At 66.6% G+C, this 20751-nt stretch carries 21 protein-coding genes and 2 pseudogenes; 14 read left to right on the top strand and 9 right to left on the bottom strand.

Translation table 11 applies throughout. From position 1 onward, the window contains the following. The 3 genes from AB0D12_RS14590 to AB0D12_RS14580 form a co-directional block, all read left to right on the top strand. A partial coding sequence (locus AB0D12_RS14590; protein WP_362681381.1) for a serine hydrolase occupies positions 1 to 1929 on the top strand: 1929 nt, incomplete at its 5' end. Between the two features lie 365 nt (positions 1930 to 2294). Then, positions 2295 to 3977, top strand: coding sequence for an MFS transporter (locus tag AB0D12_RS14585; RefSeq protein WP_362682062.1), 1683 nt, complete (start codon positions 2295 to 2297; stop codon positions 3975 to 3977). 179 nt (positions 3978 to 4156) lie between these two features. Then, entirely contained in the window at positions 4157 to 5041 is an 885-nt protein-coding gene (locus AB0D12_RS14580; RefSeq protein ID WP_362681378.1) for an adhesin, read from the top strand. Positions 5042 to 5078: 37 nt separating this feature from the next. Here AB0D12_RS14580 and AB0D12_RS14575 read toward each other — a convergent pair whose 3' ends face one another. Beyond that, positions 5079 to 5363 carry a hypothetical protein gene (locus AB0D12_RS14575; RefSeq protein ID WP_362681375.1) on the bottom strand — a complete coding sequence of 95 codons (285 nt, stop codon included), beginning with the start codon at positions 5361 to 5363 and terminating at the stop codon, positions 5079 to 5081. 198 nt (positions 5364 to 5561) lie between these two features. Between AB0D12_RS14575 and AB0D12_RS14570 the strand changes: the two genes are divergently transcribed. After that, on the top strand, positions 5562 to 6866 hold the full coding sequence (locus tag AB0D12_RS14570) for a hypothetical protein (RefSeq protein WP_362681372.1): 1305 nt from the start codon (positions 5562 to 5564) through the stop codon (positions 6864 to 6866). Positions 6867 to 7229: 363 nt separating this feature from the next. Here the strand turns inward: AB0D12_RS14570 and AB0D12_RS14565 are convergent, their stop codons facing one another. Both AB0D12_RS14565 and AB0D12_RS14560 read right to left on the bottom strand, forming a co-directional pair. After that, positions 7230 to 8255 (bottom strand): serine hydrolase, encoded by a 1026-nt coding sequence (locus AB0D12_RS14565; RefSeq protein ID WP_362681369.1) that lies wholly within the window; start codon positions 8253 to 8255, stop codon positions 7230 to 7232. Between the two features lie 540 nt (positions 8256 to 8795). After that, positions 8796 to 8942, bottom strand: coding sequence for a hypothetical protein (locus AB0D12_RS14560; protein ID WP_362681366.1), 147 nt, complete (start codon positions 8940 to 8942; stop codon positions 8796 to 8798). 329 nt (positions 8943 to 9271) lie between these two features. Between AB0D12_RS14560 and AB0D12_RS14555 the strand changes: the two genes are divergently transcribed. Continuing rightward, positions 9272 to 9724 (top strand): hypothetical protein, encoded by a 453-nt coding sequence (locus AB0D12_RS14555; RefSeq protein WP_362681363.1) that lies wholly within the window; start codon positions 9272 to 9274, stop codon positions 9722 to 9724. A 124-nt stretch (positions 9725 to 9848) separates the two neighbouring features. Continuing rightward, a complete protein-coding gene (locus AB0D12_RS14550; protein WP_362681360.1) occupies positions 9849 to 10361 on the top strand; it encodes a DUF6584 family protein in 513 nt (170 codons plus the stop codon). An 86-nt stretch (positions 10362 to 10447) separates the two neighbouring features. On the opposite strand, the gene AB0D12_RS14545 is transcribed toward AB0D12_RS14550, so the two are convergent. After that, positions 10448 to 10819 (bottom strand): amphi-Trp domain-containing protein, encoded by a 372-nt coding sequence (locus tag AB0D12_RS14545; RefSeq protein ID WP_362681357.1) that lies wholly within the window; start codon positions 10817 to 10819, stop codon positions 10448 to 10450. Between the two features lie 366 nt (positions 10820 to 11185). Here AB0D12_RS14545 and AB0D12_RS14540 point away from each other — a divergent pair, with 366 nt between their 5' ends. From AB0D12_RS14540 to AB0D12_RS14530, 3 genes and pseudogenes are all read left to right on the top strand, one after another. Further along, positions 11186 to 11518, top strand: a complete 333-nt coding sequence (locus AB0D12_RS14540) for a carboxymuconolactone decarboxylase family protein (RefSeq protein ID WP_362681354.1) — start codon at positions 11186 to 11188, stop codon at positions 11516 to 11518. A 410-nt stretch (positions 11519 to 11928) separates the two neighbouring features. Next, the gene (locus AB0D12_RS14535; RefSeq protein WP_362681351.1) at positions 11929 to 12105 is read left to right on the top strand and encodes a hypothetical protein; all 177 of its coding nucleotides are present in this window, start codon (positions 11929 to 11931) and stop codon (positions 12103 to 12105) included. 74 nt (positions 12106 to 12179) lie between these two features. Then, positions 12180 to 12272 (top strand): annotated as a pseudogene (locus AB0D12_RS14530) (IS5/IS1182 family transposase); the annotation flags it as partial. An 86-nt stretch (positions 12273 to 12358) separates the two neighbouring features. Here AB0D12_RS14530 and AB0D12_RS14525 read toward each other — a convergent pair. From AB0D12_RS14525 to AB0D12_RS14515, 3 genes and pseudogenes are all read right to left on the bottom strand, one after another. Continuing rightward, positions 12359 to 13417: a vWA domain-containing protein gene (locus AB0D12_RS14525; protein ID WP_362681348.1), complete on the bottom strand. Its 1059-nt coding sequence runs from the start codon at positions 13415 to 13417 to the stop codon at positions 12359 to 12361. A gap of 189 nt (positions 13418 to 13606) precedes the next feature. Further along, complete coding sequence (locus AB0D12_RS14520; RefSeq protein WP_362681345.1) at positions 13607 to 13804, bottom strand: hypothetical protein; 198 nt, start codon at positions 13802 to 13804, stop codon at positions 13607 to 13609. Between the two features lie 211 nt (positions 13805 to 14015). Continuing rightward, a pseudogene (locus tag AB0D12_RS14515) lies at positions 14016 to 14138 on the bottom strand (leucine zipper domain-containing protein); the annotation flags it as partial. A 497-nt stretch (positions 14139 to 14635) separates the two neighbouring features. Here AB0D12_RS14515 and AB0D12_RS14510 point away from each other — a divergent pair. Continuing rightward, positions 14636 to 15085, top strand: coding sequence for a hypothetical protein (locus AB0D12_RS14510; protein WP_362681342.1), 450 nt, complete (start codon positions 14636 to 14638; stop codon positions 15083 to 15085). 689 nt (positions 15086 to 15774) lie between these two features. On the opposite strand, the gene AB0D12_RS14505 is transcribed toward AB0D12_RS14510, so the two are convergent. Both AB0D12_RS14505 and AB0D12_RS14500 read right to left on the bottom strand, forming a co-directional pair. After that, the gene (locus tag AB0D12_RS14505; protein ID WP_362681339.1) at positions 15775 to 16128 is read right to left on the bottom strand and encodes a hypothetical protein; all 354 of its coding nucleotides are present in this window, start codon (positions 16126 to 16128) and stop codon (positions 15775 to 15777) included. A gap of 714 nt (positions 16129 to 16842) precedes the next feature. Next, on the bottom strand, positions 16843 to 17310 hold the full coding sequence (locus tag AB0D12_RS14500) for an NUDIX domain-containing protein (RefSeq protein ID WP_362681336.1): 468 nt from the start codon (positions 17308 to 17310) through the stop codon (positions 16843 to 16845). Between the two features lie 18 nt (positions 17311 to 17328). Here AB0D12_RS14500 and AB0D12_RS14495 point away from each other — a divergent pair, with 18 nt between their 5' ends. The 4 genes from AB0D12_RS14495 (at position 17329) to AB0D12_RS14480 (ending at position 20581) form a co-directional block, all read left to right on the top strand. Continuing rightward, on the top strand, positions 17329 to 18108 hold the full coding sequence (locus AB0D12_RS14495) for a GntR family transcriptional regulator (RefSeq protein WP_362681333.1): 780 nt from the start codon (positions 17329 to 17331) through the stop codon (positions 18106 to 18108). Positions 18109 to 18246: 138 nt separating this feature from the next. Beyond that, a complete protein-coding gene (locus AB0D12_RS14490; RefSeq protein ID WP_362681330.1) occupies positions 18247 to 18579 on the top strand; it encodes a hypothetical protein in 333 nt (110 codons plus the stop codon). 3 nt (positions 18580 to 18582) lie between these two features. Next, positions 18583 to 19929 carry an FtsK/SpoIIIE domain-containing protein gene (locus AB0D12_RS14485; protein WP_362681327.1) on the top strand — a complete coding sequence of 449 codons (1347 nt, stop codon included), beginning with the start codon at positions 18583 to 18585 and terminating at the stop codon, positions 19927 to 19929. 4 nt (positions 19930 to 19933) lie between these two features. Next, positions 19934 to 20581 carry a DUF2637 domain-containing protein gene (locus AB0D12_RS14480; RefSeq protein WP_362681324.1) on the top strand — a complete coding sequence of 216 codons (648 nt, stop codon included), beginning with the start codon at positions 19934 to 19936 and terminating at the stop codon, positions 20579 to 20581. Positions 20582 to 20751: the final 170 nt, after the last annotated feature.

The raw sequence follows: 20751 nt of genomic DNA, 5'->3' as shown, positions 1-20751 counted from the left end.
GCGTCCACGGAGCCTGGAGACGCCGAAGGCTCGGCCTCCGACGCTGCGAAGCCTGCATCGCCGGCCGCGCCGTCCGACGAGGCTGCCGCTTCGGTGTCGTCGGGTCAGGACGACGGGGAGACCTCGGACGACGCGACGGCCGAACCGGAGCCCGCGGGCGCCGAAGGCTCGGGCTCCGAGGCCGCGAAGCCGGCGGCCGTGCCCGCGCCTGCCGCCGAAGTCGAGGTCCCGTCAGGCACCGACACCGGTACCGGCGGCGCCGCCGAGCCGGCACCCGCCAAGGGCGCCGCATCTGCGGAAGCAAAGGGCGCCACACCCGCGGACCAGGCCGCCGACCAGGCCGCCCCCGCCGCCCCCAAGCGCACGGTCGATCAGCCCACCGCCGTGTTCAAGACGCCTCGGCGGCCCGCCGTCGATCAGCCCACCACCGCGCTCAAGGTGCCCCCGGCGGTCAGGTCCAAGCCCAAGCCCGAGCCCGAGGCCGATGCCCCGCGCTCCAGCACGTTCGTACCCCTGCGGGCCGACGACGTACGGGATCCCGCCGCGGCCAAGCCCCAAGCGGCCGCCCCCGCCGCAACCACCCCGGCCGCACCCGCCGCGCTCACCGAGGCCGAGCGGACCAAGCAGCAGCCCATGCCCCCGCTGCCGCCGCTCGATCTGCTCGCCGAGCTGACGAACACCCCGCCCCCGCCGCAGACCCCGGTCCGTACCGTCGTGCGGCGGGTCAAGATCTGGACGCCGCTGGCTCTGCTGCTCCTGATCGTCTTTGCGGTCGTACAGGGCGTACGCCCGCTCCCGGAGCCGTCACTCGCGCTCTCCGCGGAGCCCACGTTCACCTTCAAGGGCGGCCCGCTCAGCCTGCCGTTCCCGGACGAGGGTCAGGGCGCCGTCGAGGTCGAGGGCGTCGGCAGCATCGGCACATACGGCGCCCAGAAGCCCGCACCGCTCGCGAGCGTTGCGAAGACGATGACGGCGTACGTGATCCTCCGGGACCACCCGCTCAAGGGCGAAGAGGTCGGCCCAAAGGTCACCGTCGACCAGCAGGCGGCGGACGAGTCGAACAACCAGGACGAGTCGCGGGCGAACTTCTCGAAGGGACAGCAGTTCACCGAGAAGCAGATGCTGCAGTTGCTGATGATTCCCTCCAGCAACAACGCCGCGCGCCTGCTCGCCCGCTGGGACGCCAAGACCGAGGCCGAGTTCGTCAAGAAGATGAACGACGCCGCCAAGGACCTCGGCATGACCAACTCCACCTACACGGACCCGAGCGGCCTGAAGGCCACCACCATGTCCACCCCGCAGGACCAGCTCAAGCTCGCCAAGGCGGTCATGCAGAACGACGTGTTCCGGGGGATCGTGGACACGACGCTGACCACGGTCCCCGGCATCGACGGGACGATCCGCAACAACAACGACAAGGCCCTGCTGGAGGAGGGAGTGGGCGGCATCAAGACCGGCTCCTCCACCCCGGCCGGCGGCAATCTGCTCTGGTCCGCCAACGTCGAGGTCGACGGCAAGGTACGCCGCATCGTCGGTGTCGCCATGGGCGCCCAGAAGGCCACCATTCTCGACGACAAGCTGAACCTGGCGATCGACTACAGCATCGCCATGATCAAGGCCGCCCAGAAGGGCGTCACCTCCGCGACCGTCGTCAAGAAGGGCGATGTCGTCGGTTACGTCGACAACGGCCTCGGCGGCCGGACAGCCGTCGTCGCCACCAAGGACCTCAAGGCGGTCGGCTGGGGCGGCCTCAAGGTCCAGATCGCGATCAGCGACAGCGGCAAGGCGCTCCCGCACTCCGCGAAGGCGGGCGACGTCGTCGGCCAGGTCTCCGTCGGCTCCGGCACGGGCAAGGTCACCGCACCGGTCGCGCTCCAGCAGGACCTGGTGGAGCCTGGATTGGGCGACAAGCTGACCCGCCTCGGCTAGGGCGTGGCGCTGCTCCGGCCGCGCGGGCGTCCCGGGATCCCGGGACGCCCGCGTGTTAGCGTCCCGGGGCAACTTCTGGGCGCCTGGACAGCGTCCTTGAGCATGGAACGTCAGGACGGAAGTCGGACGGACGTCAGCACGGAACGTCAGCTGGAGCACGTCGGAGGTTGGCAGGCCGGGGGACAACCGCACAGCCGGGGAAGACGGGGAGAGCCGCAGTGACCACCGCTGAGCCGACACAGGCGGACGGGAACAGCCCCGACACCGGGCTGCGAATACGCCCGCCCCTGCCCGGCCCCGGTCCGGAATCCGCTGCCGACCCCGGTCCCGTCGCCGATCTCCGCGACCGGCTCACGCGTCACCCCGTGCTCCTCACGACCGCACTCGCCGCGCTCACCCATCTGCTCTGGTTCTTCTTCCTGGCGAACAGCGGCGGCGACATCGCGGCCCAGGACGCCTGGGCCGAGTTCGTCGGCCGGCACCCCGACTCCGCGTACAACCTCGCCTGGTACGGCGGAATGCACCCGGTCTCGTACAGCGTCGTCTCGCCGTATCTGATGTCGCTGCTCGGCGTCCGTTCGACGATGATGATCGCTGGTACGGTCTCGGCGGCCCTGACCGCGCTGATCCTGGTCCGCGTCCGCGCCGTCCGTAATCCCGTTGCCTGCTCGCTCGCCGGAATCTTCGCCTTCTTCTGCAACGCGCTCTCGGGCCGGGTGACCTTCGGTCTCGGCATGATGTTCGCTCTCGGCGCGGTCGCCGCGGTCTTCTGCTGGCCGTACCGCTGGCGCCACAAACGCTGGGCGAAGGCGGCTGTCGCGGCACCGCTCGCCGGGCTTGCCACCGCGTCGAGCCCGGTCGCCGGGCTCTTCCTCGGCGTCGTCGCGGCGGCGCTGTTCCTGAACAAGCGCCGCCCCGGTGCGTACGCCGTCGGCGTCGCCCCGGTCCTGGTCGTGGCGCTCTCCGCCTGGTTGTTCCCCTTCTCCGGTACGCAGCCGATGTCGTTCTGGTCGACCTCGTTGCCGTTCCTCTTCGGAGTCCTTGTCCTCGTCCTCGTACCGAAGGAGTGGCGCACCGTCCGCACCGGCGCGGCCGTCTACAGCGTCGGCACCCTGCTCACCTGGGTGTTCGAGTCCCAGATCGGGTCGAACGTGTCCCGGCTCCCGATGCTCTTCGCGGGCGTGGTGCTGCTTGCCGCGCTGCCGTACAACGTGCCGCGTTCCCGCAAGTGGTACGCGCTCGTGATCGCCTTCCTGGGCCTGAACTTCTGGATCGGCTTCAAGGGCGTCGACGACATGGTGCGTACGGCCCCGACGGCGTCCTGGAACCGTGAGCTCGCGCCGCTGGTCGACCGGCTCCAGGGGCTCCGCGCGGAGCGTGGCCGGGTCGAGGTCGTGCCCGCCAGCAGCCACCGGGAGGCGTCCGCCCTCGCTCCGTACGTCAATCTGGCCCGCGGCTGGAACCGGCAGGCGGACATGAAGCGCAATCCGCTCTTCTACGACGAGGAGAAGACGCTGACCTCGGCCGGCTACCGCGGCTGGCTGGACCGGTGGGCGGTCCACTATGTCGTGCTGCCGAAGGGCGCGCCGGATTCCAGCGGCGCGAAGCAGGAGGCGGAACTGGTGCGTGCGGGCCAGCCGTATCTGACGCGGCTCTGGGGTGACGGGAACTGGCAGCTGTTCGCGGTGAAGAACCCGATGCCGCTGGCCGACCCGCCGGCCGCCGTGGAGCACGCCGGCGCGGGTGAGCTCACGATCCAGGTGAGGACGGCGGGCCGGGTGCTGATCCGGGTCCCGTACTCGCCGTGGCTGAGCATCGTCGACGAGCAGGGCAAGAAGGTGAAGGGCCCGCAGGAGACGGACGAGTCGAAGGCGCGTTCGGGCGGGCGCAAGACCTTCGTCAATCCCAACGGCTGTCTGCTGAAGGCGCAGAAGGACGTGGACGGCGACGAGTGGACCGAACTGCTCGCGCCTGCGCCGGGTTTGTACCGCCTGGCTGCTCCGTACCAGCTACCGCGCGGTACGGACTGTCCCGACGAACTCCGCTGACCCCTTACCGCCGTTAACACCTACCTCGTCCTGTTCCGCTGATGCATAGTGGACACCCTTGTCATACCGCGCGGTTGGTCCAGTGGTGCGGGTGTGACACGGCATGCGAACGATGCGGCGGCGGCGACGGCAGGATGTCGCTGCCCGGGATGTCATGCCCGGAGTGCACAGGAGGCAGAGTGGCTGGTGCCAGAGGCCGGACCCTGAGCGGGGCGCGGGAGGCCCGCGACACACTGGCAGGACGCGTCTCCCTCTTCTCCCGAACCGGAAAGATCCTGCTGGTCGGCGGGGTTGTGCTGATGGCACTCACCCTGGTCGTCACGGCGGTGGCGCTGTACGGAGGCGACTCGGAACGGGCCGGGGCGGACGCGTCCGGCGGTGACTCCGACTCCGACTTCGACCGCGGCGACTTCGGCGGCGCCCCGCAGCGCATCGAGCCCACGGCGCTGCCCGGCGCCCCCTCCGAGTCACCGACGCGCTCGCCGTCGCCGAGCCCCGGCGGTTCCCAGGGCGAGAAGAAGCCGAAGCCCCCGCAGAACGTCCACCGCCCTTCGTACTCCGCCTGGGCGGGGCCCGGTTGCACCGGCGGCGGCAGCTACCAGGAGCGCGGCCGTTTCATCGACGGCGACGACGGCTGGTACACGGTGTACGCAGGCGGCCACAAGGGTGACGGCTGCGACGGCAGCTTCAGCGCAGTCCCCATGTCGGGCAGTCCGACCAAGGACAGCGGGGGCACAGCCACCTGGTCCTGGTACGTGGGCAGTGGATACACGACCTGCTCGGTGTCCGTCGCCATCCCCGAGAGCGAGCGCGACCGCGATGTGGCGGGCGATCCGACGACGTACACGGTGCTGGCCGATCCCGCCGACCAGGACAGCGCGATCAAGTCCTTCGAGATCGACCAGACGTCACTGCGGGGCAGCGGCCTGATCGTGGAGAAGATCCCGGTCCTCAATCAGCAGCTCACGGTGCAGCTCGTGGACCGCGGCAAGGACTGGGGCAGCGACCAACGCGGGGGCGCACACCACGCGGCGGCGCAGATGAGAGCGGACTGCCGGGCCTGACAGGCGAGTCGGGGCCCGCAGTCCGCACTCGTGGGCATCAGTTGTGCGTGGCGTTCCGCACTGCTTCGTCGCAGGTGCCGCACTTCAGCTGATCCCATCTGGGCGCATGCCAGAGGGTGGGATCGGGAGCCGTGTGCACGGCCTTCTCCATTCCGACCGTAGGCCGGCCGCACATCGTCCTCGCCTCTTCCCAGCCGGTGCCGCCGGGATCGGGCCAGTGAACCGCGTGCACGCGGACGGGCTGACGGATGTCGTGGCCGCTCGGGCCGAAGTGGTCCTGTTCCTGTGCCGCGTCCTGAATCGCTGTGGCGTACTGACTCATGCGGCCGACCTTAGGCCTGTACCGGCGGGACGGTGTGGCTGTTCGTAGTGTTCGTGCGCTCCGATCCCGTGATCGTACGGAAGCGGAGAGTAGCGGGCGGAGCTAGTGTGGCGTCAGCCGTTGTTGTGATCATCATCGGGCCGCTTCGTGCTGTTCCCCGGCTGGGGGCGGGCTGCCATGGCCGAAAAGGGTATGCCCATGCACTTCGCTTTCAGCCGCACTCGCCTCGGCAGGGCCGTCATCGCGACGTGCGGGGTGTCGGCGCTGCTCGCTCCGCCCGCGATGGCCGGCTCCAGTGCCGCTGCCGCCGAGCCTCGTTCCTCCGGGAGCGCCACATCCCGTGGGGGCGCGATCATCACAGTGACGACCGCCAAGGTCGGCGCGCCCGGCAATCGATCGGTGGGCATCATCCCGTTCACGGACGCCGTCTACCGGTCCTGCGCCGATGCCCCCACGACCTCGGCTGACTGCCTGATGGTCGGCGGCGTCAGATATCCCTACGAGATCGGACAGCTAGAGGTCACCGTCGAGCAGTGGGTGGCGTTCCTGAACACGGTCGATCCCGGTGGGCGCAATCGCCATGGTCTCTATGACGAGACGACCGAGAGCTCGTCGGCGTGGCCGAAGTACGGCCAGATCAACTTCTCCGCCGGGGCCGGCAGCGGCAGCCACTACTCGGTGGCCTATCCCGAATGGGCCCACAAACCGTACGGCTTCGCGAACTTCCTGGAGGCGGCGCGCTTCGTCAACTCGCTCAACAACGGTCGACTGATCTCCAAGCGGGCCAGCAGCAGCGGCTCCTTCAGCTACGTCACCTACCAGGTCGAACTGTCGGCGCGGACCGAGCGCGGGATGTACGACCTCGCCAGGCCGGATACGACCCGGACCCAGGACTCCGGTTTCGTCGTGCCGAGCCAGAACGAGTGGATCAAGGCGGCTTACTACGATCCGCGCGGCGGCGGCACCCACTCCTACTGGAAGTACCCGACCAACCCGGGGGTCTTCGCCGACGACGACAACAGCGCCCCCAGCCCCACCGTCCTCAACCCCACCACGGGCGATGTCACCAATGCGGCGACCCAACCACTGGCCTCGTACCACGACACCGGCCTCCCTGCACCGAGCTGGTGCCCGGCACAGGTGCAGCCCGACGTCTGTTCCACCGTCAATCCGCTCGGCCTGGACCCCATCACCTACCCCGAGATCTACCAGGGCAGTCTCGGCACGGTCGGCCAGGCGAGGTCGACCTCGCCGTGGGGCACTCTCGACCAGGGCGGTAACGCGGTCGAGTGGACCGACACGATCACAGATGCTCCGTCCGGACGGGACTTCGGGCGGGTCTGGCGGCGATTGCACGGCGGGATTTCCAACGCCGCGGCCTTCCAGTTGTGGCCCTCGGCGGTCGGACTGCAACCGCAGGACAATGTGTTCTACAACCACACCTATCCATGGTTGGGCATCCGGATCGGGGTGATCGGCGACCTCGCGCCCGGCAAGTCCTGAGCGAATGTCAAAGACCCCCGGCCGTGATCGGCTGAGGGTCTTTGCGCTGGTGCCCCGGCAGGATTCGAACCTGCGACGCCCGCTTGGGTAAAGATACGTCCGATAACGCCCCGCCGGGGCTGGACCAAGAACGCGTTCGGGGCCATCCTCAACGCCGAGTTCAGCGGCGATTCGTCCCGCGTCGCCGTCCCCTTGATGCTGGCCGGAGCGGAAGTGGGGGACATTCCCATGACGCTCCAGGAAAAACGGAGGGTATCCCGCACCAACAAGGTGGAGTTCGAGGAGTTCGTCAGCTTTCTCCGTAGTCACTGATCTTTGAGTGCCTGGCCTGAATCGCGGGTGCGGTCACCTGCTGCGCACTGTTCATAGGCTGGGATTGCCGGTAGCCGGGGGAGTGTGGTCCGGGTACAGGTCATGGTGAATGGCCTTTGCCACGCCCTCAACCGTATCCATGCCGTAGTCCCACCCCACCTCCGGCGACTCGCCTTCAGGAACTCTGTTGTTCTCGGTGAGGACCACGAGGCCATAGTCGTAGGCACGGCCGGTGATCGCACTCATGCTGTTGACCTTCCAATCTCCACGGTCCCAGGAGTTCTTGAGCCCGGTCTCGGAACGCTGAAGCCACCCGTTCTTGACCTGTACGGCAGCATCCGAGGGAGCCGCGGCGGGAGTTCCCCACCGCTGATCTTTCTGCACATCACGCATGAGGCCCAGGATGTAGGTGCGCTCTTCAGCGTTCAGGACCGAGTTGTCCTTGGCGGTGAGCAGCTCAAGCAGTTTGGCCTGGTCTCTTGCAGTGACCTGGGTCAGGCCCATGAAGCCTGCTTCGTCGAGGACGGTGTTCTTCATTCCGGCCTTGTCCAGGAAATTCTGGATATTTTTGGGGCCTACGCTGTCCCACAGGGTGTACGTCGCGTCGTTGTCCGAGCTCACGATCATCTGCCTCGCCAGGTCCTTCTTTTCCTCGGACAGGTGGACGCCTCTGTCCAGGAGCAGAGCCCCCAGTATTATCGGCTTGACTATGCTCGCGGAGTCGTAGTGCTTGTCCGCGCCGTATGCGCAGGAGGTATGGGTGGTCCGGTCGTACAGCACCACCGAGGCTTTACTGGCGCGATTTTTCAGCGACTTCGCTATGTCTCGAGTGAGGAAAGCTGCCAGTCCGGGGTTTTCGGACGCGCATTCAATCAGCCCGCCCTTGAGCCGCTTGGATGTGAATTTTATGCTCCGCGCGTCAAGGGAGGATTTTATGCTCCGTGCCCCATGGGAGGGCTTTATGTTCCGTGGCTCATGGGGGACGGTTGCCGTGGAAGCAGGAGCGACGGCCGAAGCGGAGACCGCTACGACAAATAGCCCTAAAGTCACTTTTGGAGCTATCTTGCTGAGAGTCAATTCTTTCCCTTTCTGTAATTCAGGCGCATCGGTGCGGACGCGGCAGTAGCCCTGTCCCGATTTAATCCGCAGTAAAGTTTGGTTTAGTATCGGTTTGGTGATTCGGCGCAGCTCGGCGCCTGGGAACTGACGCTACAAGCTTGGGATGGGCCTGGCCTGTCGGGTAAGCCGATAGGCCTACCGGTAAGCCTCTATGGCAGCCGATGAGGTGAAACTAGGTCCTCCGATTGGGCCCTGGATTTCTCCTTCTCGGATGCGTTTGGCACCCAGTCGGCAGCCAGCAGACGACCGAGCGGCGGGGCGGTGCCAGGACACGGAGCGCGGGGCCATCAGCCACCTGGAACGGCTGCTCAAGAGGCGTCCGGCCGTGAGTGACCGCCGCCGTTGATGTCAGACATGTCAAAGGCCACCTACCAAGGTTGGTAGGTGGCCTTTTCGCCGGTGCCCCCGGCAGGATTCGAACCGGCGACACCCGCTCCGCCGTCGTTGATGTCAGCGGTGGATGCAGGCGTCTTCCGGGAGCGGCCGGTGATCCACTTGTTACGAACTCTCGGTGAAGCGGACGGACCAGGCGTAGCCGCTCAAGCTGTCGTGCGGCACCCGCCGGACTTCTCTGACCAGGCAACCGTCGTGGGCATACTTGCGGGCGAACCGGTCGAGGCGCTGCGCGTCGGTGAGATCCTCCATGGACAGCGGTGCTCCGACAACCAGGTCTTCGTGAAGGACTGTGTCCTGCGCGGCACCGTCCGAGCAGGTCGAGCAACGATGCGTTTTGGGTAGGGCCATACGCCCAGTGTCCTCCTAACCTGGACGCCCCGACGTTCACAGCGCAAATGGCCGCGCTACAGAGTCCCTGCGCGAAGGGCGGACGTGTCCCCCTGAGGGATCGTGGGCCCAAGGCTGGTCGTGAATCCCCGCCCCCGGCGTCCTGCCCAAAAGGGGACACGTCCCTCCCCGAATTGATCTGGAGTTCGAACCTCATCACCGGTAATGCAGAGGGGGATGCCATGCGTCGGGTGTTGAAGACAGTCGCGGCGGGGGCTGCCGTGCTCGGCAGCGTGATTCTGGGCTCCGGCACGGCCGTGGCCGCGCCGCAATGGCAGCTGGTCGGTAAGGTCACCAGCTGCGGGAAGAGCGTGGCGCACACCGCGGTCAACGGGGTGGCCTTCCAGGGCTGTCTCGTTGTCAGCGACTTGGGCCGCGCCCAGGTCGTCCTGGTCGCAAACAACCATTCCGGCACGGCCGTTACCGTCTCCGGTGTCATCTCCAGCGACTTCGGCGACGCCTCCTGCGAGCAGATGACGCTGAGCACCGGCACCCAGCGGGCCTGCTACGGACCCACGGCGGCCGTCCCGGACTGCTACGACTGGGGAGCCGGATACGTCGGCGGCCCCTACGGAGGCACCGTGCGGTTCACCGTCAACGGGGTGACGAACGAGGCGAAGTCCTCCACGGTCTGCCTCAAGTAGTTGGACTTCCCCGGGTGACACCCTGGGCCCCGCTGCCCCCTCCCCAGGGACGGCGGGGCCCATCGGCCGGCCTGCACGGGAAACCCTTGGCGCGCAACGTGGTTGGAAGCAATCATGGCCCATCGTGACTATCGAGAACACCTTGGCCAAAGTGGACACCGACCTCGCGGCGGGCCGCCTTCCCGTGGCACGGCAGCGTTTGCGTGGGCTGGTGTCCTCTTTCCCCGCAGACCTCGCCCTTCGCGTCAGGCTCGCGGACGTCTATCGCCTGTTCGGGGAGTCGGCGCAAGCCGGCCGCTGGAGTTACCTCGACGCCGGGCGCTCTCCCGAGGAGGTGGCGGCCTTCGAAGCCCGCTACCGGCACCCGGCCGACCGTATGCGGGCACTGGCTTGGCGTGGCTCGGAAGCGGCAGCGGAGACTCCCTTCGCTCGTGCACAACTGGCTGCGATACGCCTCGCTGCATCGCAGTCCTCGGGGAAACCGGTGGACTGGGACCAGGCGGGCTCTGGGGCTGACGAACCCACCGAGCCGGGATCCGTCCATGACTCGCTCTTCGGACTGGGATGCATGGTGGGCTTGATCGTCTGCCTCGCGCTCATGTGCATCGGTATCAGCACCGTGATCAGCTGGTTGTGAATCACCGCCGGGTGACCCGCCGAGCCTCGTCGCCCTGGGCGCGGGCCCGCTCGGCCGTGGTGGCCAGCCGAGGGCCTTGACGCGGCTCAGGGCGTTTTTGTCGCGGACCGCTTCGCGCTCTTGCTCCTGTTGGTGCCGGTGCTGCTCCGCCCGGGCTTGGCAGGCGCGCTCTTCCGCCTCCTCGCGGGCTCTTCTGTGCCTGCCACCGCCTGCGATGGCGCGGTCCGGGTCGGTGCGGTCGGCCACTTGAACTCGATCTCCAGCTCGATCTCCCCGTTACCGACCTCGATCTCTATCTCGCTGCGAAGGTCGTCGGGGATCCGCAGGCTCAACTTCCCGGCGCCGACTTCCAGTTCGGCCTCCCCACCTTCCCTCAGCGCGGCCGCGAGCGCCGTGAGCTGATCAGCCGCCTCAAGGCGTGACAGCGAGCGCTTCTGCTCAAACTTGAGGTCCTTCATGGGCTGTCTCCGATCAGGCGGAAATGGTAGATAACGCCAATTCTGATGCCATGGACCGGATGGGACATCCTCATGGCCGGGTGAGGAACCGGAACAACCGACGACCGGTCCGGGTGCCGTCCGAGGTGCCCGGGAGGGCTCGTGCAGCATCCCGCTCGTGGGGGCGCTGGTGACCTGCCAGTGTGCGTCCCCGGTCGGGGGCCCGGGAAGCGGCTCGCTGAGCTTGCCCCCGCCTTCGACGATCCCCCTGGACAGGCAACCTGCGGGAAACAGGCTTACGGTCGAGCAGTACACGCTGCACCGAAGATGCGGAGCTACTACCGCCGCTGATCCTCGTCACGACACCCACAGGAGACGACCCCCCCCATGGCCACAGCATCTGAAACCCCGGTACTGGACACCCTCGCCGCGATGACGGTCGACTCGATTGAGCGGTGCGGGCTGACCCCGGACATGTTCATGGTCACCCGCATCGCGGCCCTCGCCGCCTCGGACGCTCCGCCGATCTCCTACCTCGCCCACATCGACCCAGCCCTCCAGGCCGGCCTGACCGCTGAGCAGCTGCAGGATGTCCTGGTCGCCATCGCCCCCATCGTGGGCACGGCTCGCGTCATGATGGCAGCCGGCAACATCGCCAAGGCACTCGGCGTCGCGATTGCCGTCGCCGACGCCGACACCGAGGCCAAGGGCCGCGCGTAGAGACGTCGCCCGGGCTCAGGAGCCACCAGCCGCGACCGGCATCGATGATCGGCGCGGCCGACAGCTGAGCAGGACATGACGCCATCCCGTCCCGCCGCTCAGACAGCCCAATCCCACAAGGGCGACGAACTCTCCGTCGCCGCCATCGCGTTGCTCTCTCCGCCGAGCACGGCGCGTCCGAGCGCAGTCACGGCGACACGTCCACGGCCAGCACGAGGTGCCCGTCCTGGAAACGCGGCAACGGCAGGCCAGCCAGCACCTTGCGCGGTTGCCGTTATGTCCCCGGCGAAGGCGGTGAGACCGGGAGCGCCTGTGCAGCCAAGCGCGTGTTGGAACCACGCGTAGCGGTCCGAGCCCAGGCGCGGGCGAGTGCACCTCGAGGAGATCGGGAACTCGTTACGGTGACGGGCATGGCTGACACCGGCTTCTGGACCTTCCCGCCCGACCGTATAACCCATGGCAGCGGCGTCCGCTACGAACTGACCGTCTTGCACCCGCCGTTCACGGTCGAGGTCGATGACCTTCCGCTCAACGGCCGGAGTGCGCCGCGGAGTTCGCTCACTCCCTGGGCACGATCGACTACGTGATCGAAGACCTCGGCCCCCGTAAGCAGAGCGACACGATTACGGTCGCCACGAGAGCAGATCTGGACCTCGTGCAGAAGATCCTCCGCGACTGCCGCCTGGGAGGCGACGGCGTCCACGAGGCGATGCTTGGCATCGCCCGCGTGCACAACCTCGCCCTCGCCGGGTGATCATGCATGCAGCGGCTCATCCAGCACGTCATAGATCATTTACGGGGCAGTGCCAGACCACCTGCTCTACGCCCTTGCCGTGAATTTCAGAGCATGATGAGCAGACGCGTCTTCGGCTTGAGCTTTCTGTTCACCGAACGACTCTGCACGTATACCTCCAACTTGGGATTACGCCCCGCCTTCACGGAGACGGTCCCCTGGATACCCGTGCCGAACAGAAGACTGCGTGCCGCGTCGCCCGTGTATGCGCGGTCAGTGTCCTTCTCGACCACGATGACTTCCTTGTCGGGCTGAACCTGAACCCGGGTGCCCAGCTGGTAGTAACACGACCCGCGTTCGTACGTCACGCCCGGATGCGAATCAACAAAGGATCGAATCTCGACCTCCGTGTCGACCTTCAGGAGTCGATACTTGTCGGCCGGGACCGGTTCGAGGTTAGCCCGCACGTCGTCGACCGATATGTCCTGGCCGACCGCAAACAGGTTCTTCGTGCCGCGCACGCCCTGCTCGCGGCCACGGAGGAAGCTGGTGGCGGCAGCGCGCACGGTACCGATCGCCTCCTCGACACCCTCCTGGGAATCCGCATCCCAGATGGCGATGTTTCCGGCCGGGAAGCCGTAGTTCTGGGCGGTTCGCTTCGCCAGGGAGTTCGGAACGAGGATCGCGGAAGTCCAGTGGCCCGGAAGCGCACCCATCTTCGCCGCGATCTTGTCGAGCCAGGGGCCGAGGATGGCCATGTCGCCGTCGTGCCGTCTGTCGCCGCCGGAGGCGTTCTCCTCGCCGTCCGTCACCACGATCTGGAGGAAGCTGTGTTCGCCGTACGCCTCCCAGATGTGGCCCAGGTCGTCCAGGGACTTCAGAGAGGCTTCTATGAGGGCCGTAGCGCCATTGTTGACCTTGTACAGACCCCGCATGGACGGCAGATGCTTCACGTCCATGTCCCAGACCAGGTTCTCCACCTTATGGTCGAAGGAGTAGAGGCTGATCCGGGTCTCATGACCGAGGCTGTCCGACTCGGCCTTCAAGCCCGCCACGAACTCATCTACGACGCGGATGAGTTGACTCTGGTGCTGATGCATGGAACCCGAACAGTCCACTACCAGCGCGACGTGATTCACCTTGTGCTGGATCTTGTTGGCGGACACGTTTCTGCTCCTTCTCCGAGGCTCCCCGAGCGATGTCTCCACACTATGGGGAGGCACTGACAACGGAGCTTGACGGACGATCACCCGCCTGCCCCGCGGCAGACCCCGGGCGGGAGGCAGCGGTGAGAGCCAGACGCCCGCGTTCCGGCAGCACGGCCTGCACAGGGTGAACTTTCCCCGCCTCCTTCCTCACGTCCAGGCGATGCGCTTGACCGCGTAGAAGCACAGGCGGGTGCCGTAGAGGTCGAGGGCATCGTCGGAGTCCGTCGCGTAGTGCGCAGCGATGTCGGACCATCGGTCCCAGCCGTGGAGGCGGGCGTGGCGGCGGCCATCGTCGCTGCGTTGGGGTTCGATGAACTCCAGCGCGGTGGCGCGCTGTCGCAGCATGCCTGCCATGCCGCGTTGCCGGCCGGTCCGCCGATGCCCAGGTTCTCACCGGCGGCCGGCGCTACAGGAACCCTCGGCCTCAAACCAGAAATTGGAGGACCGCGTCCGGATCTTCGCGGGGACACGCGTTGAGGAGGAACAAGAGTGCAGCGGCAGACTCGACGCACTGTCGCAGGGCTACATGCCAATGACCCCGAGGACGGCGACGGCTGTGAGCCGTGGCCCGAGAGATACCCATCTCGGCGGCCACATGGGCGACCGGCCGTCCGGAACAGACACGTTCAACCAGCAGCCGCCTGCCGTGAACGGTCAGCCGGGCATTACGGTGGGACACGAAGACCTCCGTGCGTGGTGTGGAGCCTAGACACCTCCACCACACCGGAGGTCTTCGCCATGATCAAGACCCGCAAGTGTCAACAACGCTCATGATCAATACACCTAGGGCTTGCTGGGGACGGACCAGAATGGGCCAATCCCGAAGATCTAAACTTCTCCCAACGCGCCGTATCCCCGAACGACTATGTGGAGAAGACGCGCTCCCGGGAGTGGGAGTGGCGACGCCCCAGAACAGCGTTGAAGGTCATGGAAGTAGATGGCCAACTGGTGTCATACGACCACCGAAGGCTTGATGCAGCGCGCGAAGTGGGGAGGCCGGTAACCATCGAGCGAGTCGACCGAACGCGGTTCACCCCGATTCAACAACTGGACGAACATGGGCGGAACAAGGCGCATTAATTCCGCGCGGAACAGAAATTAACTAGGCGAGCCAGTCCCCCCGGCGGGACTCCAGGAGAGGCCGCAGTACGTGCGCAACGGAAAATGCAAGAAGAAATGACCGCGATCGAACGCCTATGGGAAGACTTTGAGCTTCCCATCAGAGATGCACTGCACTTCGCCGACGGGCACTCTTATGATGTCGCCCTCGACCCCGACGCACCGAGCGGCTTTACGGTGCTCGCCCCCTTCGACCTGGATGAGATGCTGGAAAGCGATCCGTCTTGGAAATCTTCGGTTGATGGGCTTGCCGCAGTAGACCTGGGGAGGAAGGGGCTACTGTGGGGCGGCGAGGGTTCGTACGGGTCAGAGGGGTTCATTGCACGTTTGACTGTTGATCGTGCGCTAATTTGGGCGATTTTCTTCGTGGAATCCAATCCATTTGATCGGATCCAGCTGTCCAACAATGTCGCTACCTTTAGCTCAACCTCGGGGGTCGAGATCACAGTTGACATCGACGATCCACGAACTCCAATCTCTGGACCTGCGTCGAACCGAACGGCATAAAGATCATTTCCTCCGGTAGTAGGTCAGCGCAGCGGGAGCACAAAACAGGTTGCATAGGGTGACACCGTTACCGGTACCCACAGGCGTGCGGAAACGGTCCCCGAAGCGGAGCCCGAACCCGCCGAGGCGGAGGAGCCCGGTCCGGGGGCCGTGTTGGACGGTGCTGATCCGTCGGGGGAAATACCGGGGCCTGGCGACTCGTTCGCTCACGCACCGCTCACGCAAACGGCCCCGGACGGTCCTGCTTCGGTCCGTGAGGTCGGTGCGTGGCACGGGCGCGATCATGCAAAAGGGCCAGTTCGAGGGATCAACCCTTTGAACTGGCCCTTAGTGATGTGCCCCCGGCAGGATTCGAACCTGCGACACCCGCTTTAGGAGTTCGAGCGCGGGTCGCCTGGAGGCACGTCACCACAGAAGGGCACGGTCATGTCTGACCGTCCGGGACCGCTGGTGTTCCTCTACGTTGATGTCAGCCGTGGATGTCACCCACGTCCGTTGGGGGCGTCCGCGAGGACCTGGGCTTCTTGGTGTGATACCGAGGGCGGGCGGTGCTTGTCGGAAAGGCGATCAACACACTGCAATTGATGAGCAGGCGGTCCACGGTTGCCTGCGAGCCTTGTTCTTGCCGCTGAGCATCTGCCGCCGGGAGTGGCATTTTGTGCGTTGATCGTGCCGAACCAACCCGCTGGTCAGTCGCAGATCTTGACGCATATCAGTCGGGTTTCTGTTCTAACCCACTCACAGCAGAACCTACCGCCCAAATCAGCGGGATCCCCGTCTTCGGATTGGACGGTGTCGCGGTCGATGAATTCGGTGATGAGTCGTTCACCCTCAAGACGCGAAACCCCAACCTGCTTGCCGAAGTCGATCTTCAGAGCCTCGGTTTCGGCACCGATGTAGCGGATGGAGTACTTCTTCGCAGCCTCGGGATGCTTGGCCATCACGGCCTCAACGTCCTTGAAAAAGGCGGCGTCTGCCTCGGGGCCCGCCTTGGGGCGCACTACTGGCTTGGTCATCATCACTCCCTGGGGTTTGGTGGTCACGGGGTCGGATCCCATGCACGAATTCCCCCAAGCGCCTACACCTCCACGTTTGCTCCATATGGCTAATTCCGCCACTTGGGGAGGTGAAGGGCGCTGGAGCAGTTGGTGGCGGGGAAGGTGACGGGCGGTGAGTTGCAGGCACCCGCCGACCTGGAGCCGGCGGTCGACACCATGGCGGCGCTGGAGGCCAGCATCCGCGCCGTGGGAAGCCGTTGAGGTTGCCGACCAAGCTGGGCGTGTCGGACGCGGGGGCTATGGTCCCTGGATGACGGATTGGTGGTCTACGGGAAGCTCGATCGCAAGTGCGGTCGGGAAAGTGGCGGCAGTGTGGGTGGCCATACGCGCCGGATCACGGGCTTGTTGCGATATGCGATGACACATCGTTGCCGAGGTCGGCGTAGCGGCTTTGGGCGGGAGCTGCCATGGGGCGAGAGATCGGGGCCCGTAAGCTTGCGGCGACTCGGGCGGTCTGTTGACCTGCCCGCTAATGTCCGACGTGGGCCCCGATCTTCGAGGCTCGCCCCATGGTGGCTGCGTAAAGCCGTGGAGCCGACCGCCCCAGCCCCGCGCCGGCCTTTCTCTGACGGTTGGCGTCCGCGCTCGGTGCGCCGCCGCCCGGCCGGGGGCAGCCGGGCGAAGACAAAGGCAAGCCCGCGGCCGGGGGCTGCGGCGCGCGCCGCGCTTGCGCGGCGCCTTGATCGAGTAGAGAAAGTTCTACCGCGCTGGGATCAGGCGCTTGCCGTCGTGACTCCGTACGTGAGGACCGTCCTCGTCCAAGGCGTCCAGGAGTCGCACCGCGTAGACCTCGGACATGCACTCGGCGACTTCCTCGGGCGTGAGCCAGGCGACTGCCGTCGACTCGTCGGAGGTGCGCTCGATGCCGCCTGAGGGCTTGCAGCGGAAGACCAGGGCGACGATGCCGCGCGTCGTGTTCTTGTAGACGCCCGAGAGTTCGTCCACCTCGACGTGGATGCCGGTCTCCTCCAAGACCTCGCGGCTAACGCCTGCTTCGGGTGACTCGGAGAGCTCCAGAACTCCGCCAGGCAACTCCCAAGTCCCGTTGTCCGCTCGGCGGATCGCCAGGAGTCTGCCGTCCTCGCGCACCACAGCCCCGGCCACAGACACGGAGTGCAGTGGCGTTGACTGACCTTCGCGGGCGCTGTTACTCATGTACAGGAGCATAGGAGAGTGAGAAGGACTATGGGAACCGCGGTAGGAGGGGGCACGAACGGACCTCGATACGTGCAGATCGCCGACGACATCATCAAGCAGATCCGGGCTGGTGTCTTGAAGCCTGGTGACATGGTGCCGAGCGAGTCCGAGCTCGTCGAGCGCTACGGCGTCTCCGGCGGCACGATTCGCAAGGCCATGGTGGAGGTCCGGGCCAGCGGGCTCGTCGACACCCGACACGGCAAGGGCTCGATGGTGAAGGACCGCCCGCCCGTACGGCTGAGGTCGTCGGACCGGTTCCGGGCATCGCATCGGCGGGGCGGCAAAGCCGCGTACCTTGCCGAGTCCGAGCAGTCCGGAGCGACAGCCAAGGTGAGCGTCCTCTACATCGGCCCGATGGAAGCGCCCGAGGACATCGCCGATCGGCTCGGTGTTGAGGCCGGCACCCAAGTGCTCGCCCGTCGGCGGCTCTACTTCCGCAACGGGACCCCGGTCGAGACCGCTACGTCGTACCTCCCCTGGGACGTGGTCAAGGACATCCCCGAACTGTTCGCCGAGAACCCTGGCCCCGGTGGCATCTATGCCCGGCTGGAGGGTGACGGCCATGTCTTCGCCGAGTTCGTCGAGACGCTTCAGGCGCGCCCGGCCGCCAAGGCGGAAGCCACCGAACTCGCCCTGAGCCCCGGTGCTCCGGTCGTTCATCTCACCCGCGAGGCGGTGACCGAGGAAGGTCGCGTGGTCGAGGTCTGCGACACCCTCATGGCCGCTGACCAGTTCGTTTTCAGCTACCGCATCCCTGCCGCCGACTGACGCTCGCTCAACTCCCTACAGCCCGCCGCGACTTCTTGGTCTCGGCGGGTTGACTCATGTATAGGAGTCAGGCACTCTTCTTCATGTCACTCATGTACATGAGTGACAGAGTCCAGCACCTCTAGAGGAGTGATCTCTGTGCGTTTGATCCCTGTGGACATGACCGGCGTGACCGTCATGGTCGCCCAGCCGCCGCAGCAGAAGATGAAGGACAAGAAGAACGGTCTGATCGCCGTCGACACCGAGACGAGCAAGCCGCTGATGACGGTGGACGTGCTCTTCGTCGGCAACGGCAACGCTGAGGTCGTCACGGTGACCGTGATCGAGGACGACATCTCCGGCGAGCTGACCATGGGTACGCCCGTCGCGCTGACCGGCCTCATCGCCCGGCCGTGGGAGAACGAGTTCAACGGCCAGAAGCGGCACGGCATTTCGTTCCGCGCGGCCGCCGTCACCTCGCTGGCGGGCTGACCGATGACCGGCGGACAGATCACTGCGTTCACCGGCCTCGCGCTGATAGTCGCCGGACTGCTCGTCCTGCGTCGGCAGCGGCCCGTCTGGTACTGGGTCGCCCTCGGTGCCCCGGCGAAGCTGGTCCGCATCGCGACCACGTACCGATCGGTCATGGAGGCATGCGGACTCACCGAGCCTCCGTCCCGGCTCCGGCTCGCCGTCGCGGCAGCTACGAATCGGACCCCGTCCCGAATGGTGCCGCGTCTCACCCGGGCCCGTATCACCGCGAGCGGCCTGGTGCTGCGGATCAGGATGCAACCGGGCCAGGAGGTCCGGGACTTCGAGACGGCTACCGAGCGGCTGCGGCACTCCTGGCGTGCGTACGCCGTGCATGTCACTGCGCTCACGCCGGGGTGGCTTCAGGTCCGGGTCATCGGCTACGACGTGCTGCGTCGAGTCGTGATGCCTCGCGCCGCAACGCTGAAGCTGTTGAGTGTGCCGGTGGCGCTGCGCTCTGACGGTGCTGTTCATACGCGGGACTTCCGGACCATCGCCCATGAGCTCGTGATGGGTGCGACGGAGTCGGGGAAGTCGGTTTACCTGCGCGGCCTGCTGGCTGGTCTCGCTCCTCAGCCGGTCGCGCTGGTCGGTATCGACTGTAAGTGGGGCGTGGAACTGGCGCCGTTCTCGCCAAGGTTGTCAGCACTGGCCTGCACGTCCGAGGAAGCCGCCGACCTGCTGGACGCACTGGTCACGGAGATGACCGAACGATACGAGCTGATCAGGAAGGTTCAAGGAATCGCGTCCGGCTCCTCACCGGAGTCGATCTCCTCGGACCTCTGGGGCTTGCCCGTGGCCATGCGGCCGGTGCCGGTTGTCGTCTTCATCGACGAGGTGGCGGAGCTCTTCCTCACCGCGAGTGCGGCTGACGAGAAGCGCCGGGACCAGATGGTCACACAGCTCGTACGACTCGCCCAGCTCGGCCGGGCCGCCGGTATCTACCTGGAGGTGTGCGGGCAGCGCTTCGGGGCCGAACTCGGAAAGGGAGCAACCGCGTTGCGCGCCCAGCTCACAGGCCGGATCTCGCACCGGGTAAACGACGAGACCACGGCCAAGATGGCGCTCGGGGACATCAGCCCCCTAGCCGTCCTCGCCGCGACCACCATCGGGCCCGACCAACGTGGCGTCGCGGTGGCAGGTGACTCGTCCGGCGGCTGGTCCCTCGTCCGCAGCCCGTTCACGGGCCTGGCCGATGCTGTCGCCGCCTGCGTCGAGTACGCCGGGCTGACGCCCGCTATTCCCAGCCTCGCACCCTTCCGCCCCTCCGCGCCCTCCAAGGCCTTCGCCTTGGCATCGGACAAGGACTGACGCCATGCGGTCATCACTCCGACTGGATGCGGTGCTCGTGCAAGCCGTCATCGCGGGTGCGCTGTCCTTCTCCCACCTTCACGACCTGGCCGAGGCTGCCGGGCAGGGCGGTTGGAAGGCGTGGGCCTACCCGGTCTCCGTGGATCTGCTGCTCGTCGCCGCGTGGCGTCGGCTCCGGACTCTGCGGGACTCCGACGCACCCCGACGTGGCGCCTGGTCCTGGTTCGCGGTGGCGCTCGCTGCCTCACTCGGCGCCAACATCGCCACAGCCGGACTGCTCGACCTGAACGAGGTGCCCGACTGGCTGCGCATCCTCGTCGCCGGGTGGCCGGCACTCGCCTTCCTCGGCGGCACACTCCTCGTGCACACCCCCGGGCCTGAGCACGAGGAGCATGCGCCGCTCGCCTCGGTTGAGCCCGAACGCGAGGTCATCCGAGACGAGATCGCCCAGCCCGAGCCCGAGCCCGAGCCTGACCCCGCCCCGGCACTGCCTGCGGCCCCTGCTGTACCGGCTGCCCTGATCACCCACGCGCGGAAGCTCGCCGACGCTCACCACTCGGCCACCGGACGCGCCATCGACCCCGACACCCTGCGCGCTCGCCTCGGTGTCCCCGCCCCGATGGCTGAGGCCATCGCCACCCAACTCGCTTGAGGGAGTTCCTGATGTCCAATTCCATCGGCGCTTCGATCAGCTTCCACGTGACCGACAAGCCGTTCGTGATCTGCCACAACTGTGAGACTCCTGGAGTGCCGTCGGGGGCCGGAGCCTGACCCGTGCGACAACTGGCCACAGTTGCCTTGGAGTAGATCTGTCGGCTTCCG

It is taken from the genome of Streptomyces sp. NPDC048479, from assembly GCF_040651435.1.
Taxonomy (GTDB): domain Bacteria; phylum Actinomycetota; class Actinomycetes; order Streptomycetales; family Streptomycetaceae; genus Streptomyces.
This window is presented reverse-complemented; position numbering and strand designations above follow the sequence as displayed.

Coding starts and splice junctions, on each gene's coding strand:
- AB0D12_RS14575 (WP_362681375.1), bottom strand. CDS start 5,363: ATGAGTCAGTACGCCACAGCGATTCAGGACGCGGCACAGGAACAGGAC.
- AB0D12_RS14570 (WP_362681372.1), top strand. CDS start 5,562: ATGCACTTCGCTTTCAGCCGCACTCGCCTCGGCAGGGCCGTCATCGCG.
- AB0D12_RS14560 (WP_362681366.1), bottom strand. CDS start 8,942: ATGGAGGATCTCACCGACGCGCAGCGCCTCGACCGGTTCGCCCGCAAG.
- AB0D12_RS14545 (WP_362681357.1), bottom strand. CDS start 10,819: ATGAAGGACCTCAAGTTTGAGCAGAAGCGCTCGCTGTCACGCCTTGAG.
- AB0D12_RS14540 (WP_362681354.1), top strand. CDS start 11,186: ATGGCCACAGCATCTGAAACCCCGGTACTGGACACCCTCGCCGCGATG.
- AB0D12_RS14535 (WP_362681351.1), top strand. CDS start 11,929: ATGGCTGACACCGGCTTCTGGACCTTCCCGCCCGACCGTATAACCCAT.
- AB0D12_RS14520 (WP_362681345.1), bottom strand. CDS start 13,804: ATGCTGCGACAGCGCGCCACCGCGCTGGAGTTCATCGAACCCCAACGC.
- AB0D12_RS14510 (WP_362681342.1), top strand. CDS start 14,636: ATGACCGCGATCGAACGCCTATGGGAAGACTTTGAGCTTCCCATCAGA.
- AB0D12_RS14500 (WP_362681336.1), bottom strand. CDS start 17,310: ATGCTCCTGTACATGAGTAACAGCGCCCGCGAAGGTCAGTCAACGCCA.
- AB0D12_RS14495 (WP_362681333.1), top strand. CDS start 17,329: ATGGGAACCGCGGTAGGAGGGGGCACGAACGGACCTCGATACGTGCAG.
- AB0D12_RS14485 (WP_362681327.1), top strand. CDS start 18,583: ATGACCGGCGGACAGATCACTGCGTTCACCGGCCTCGCGCTGATAGTC.
- AB0D12_RS14480 (WP_362681324.1), top strand. CDS start 19,934: ATGCGGTCATCACTCCGACTGGATGCGGTGCTCGTGCAAGCCGTCATC.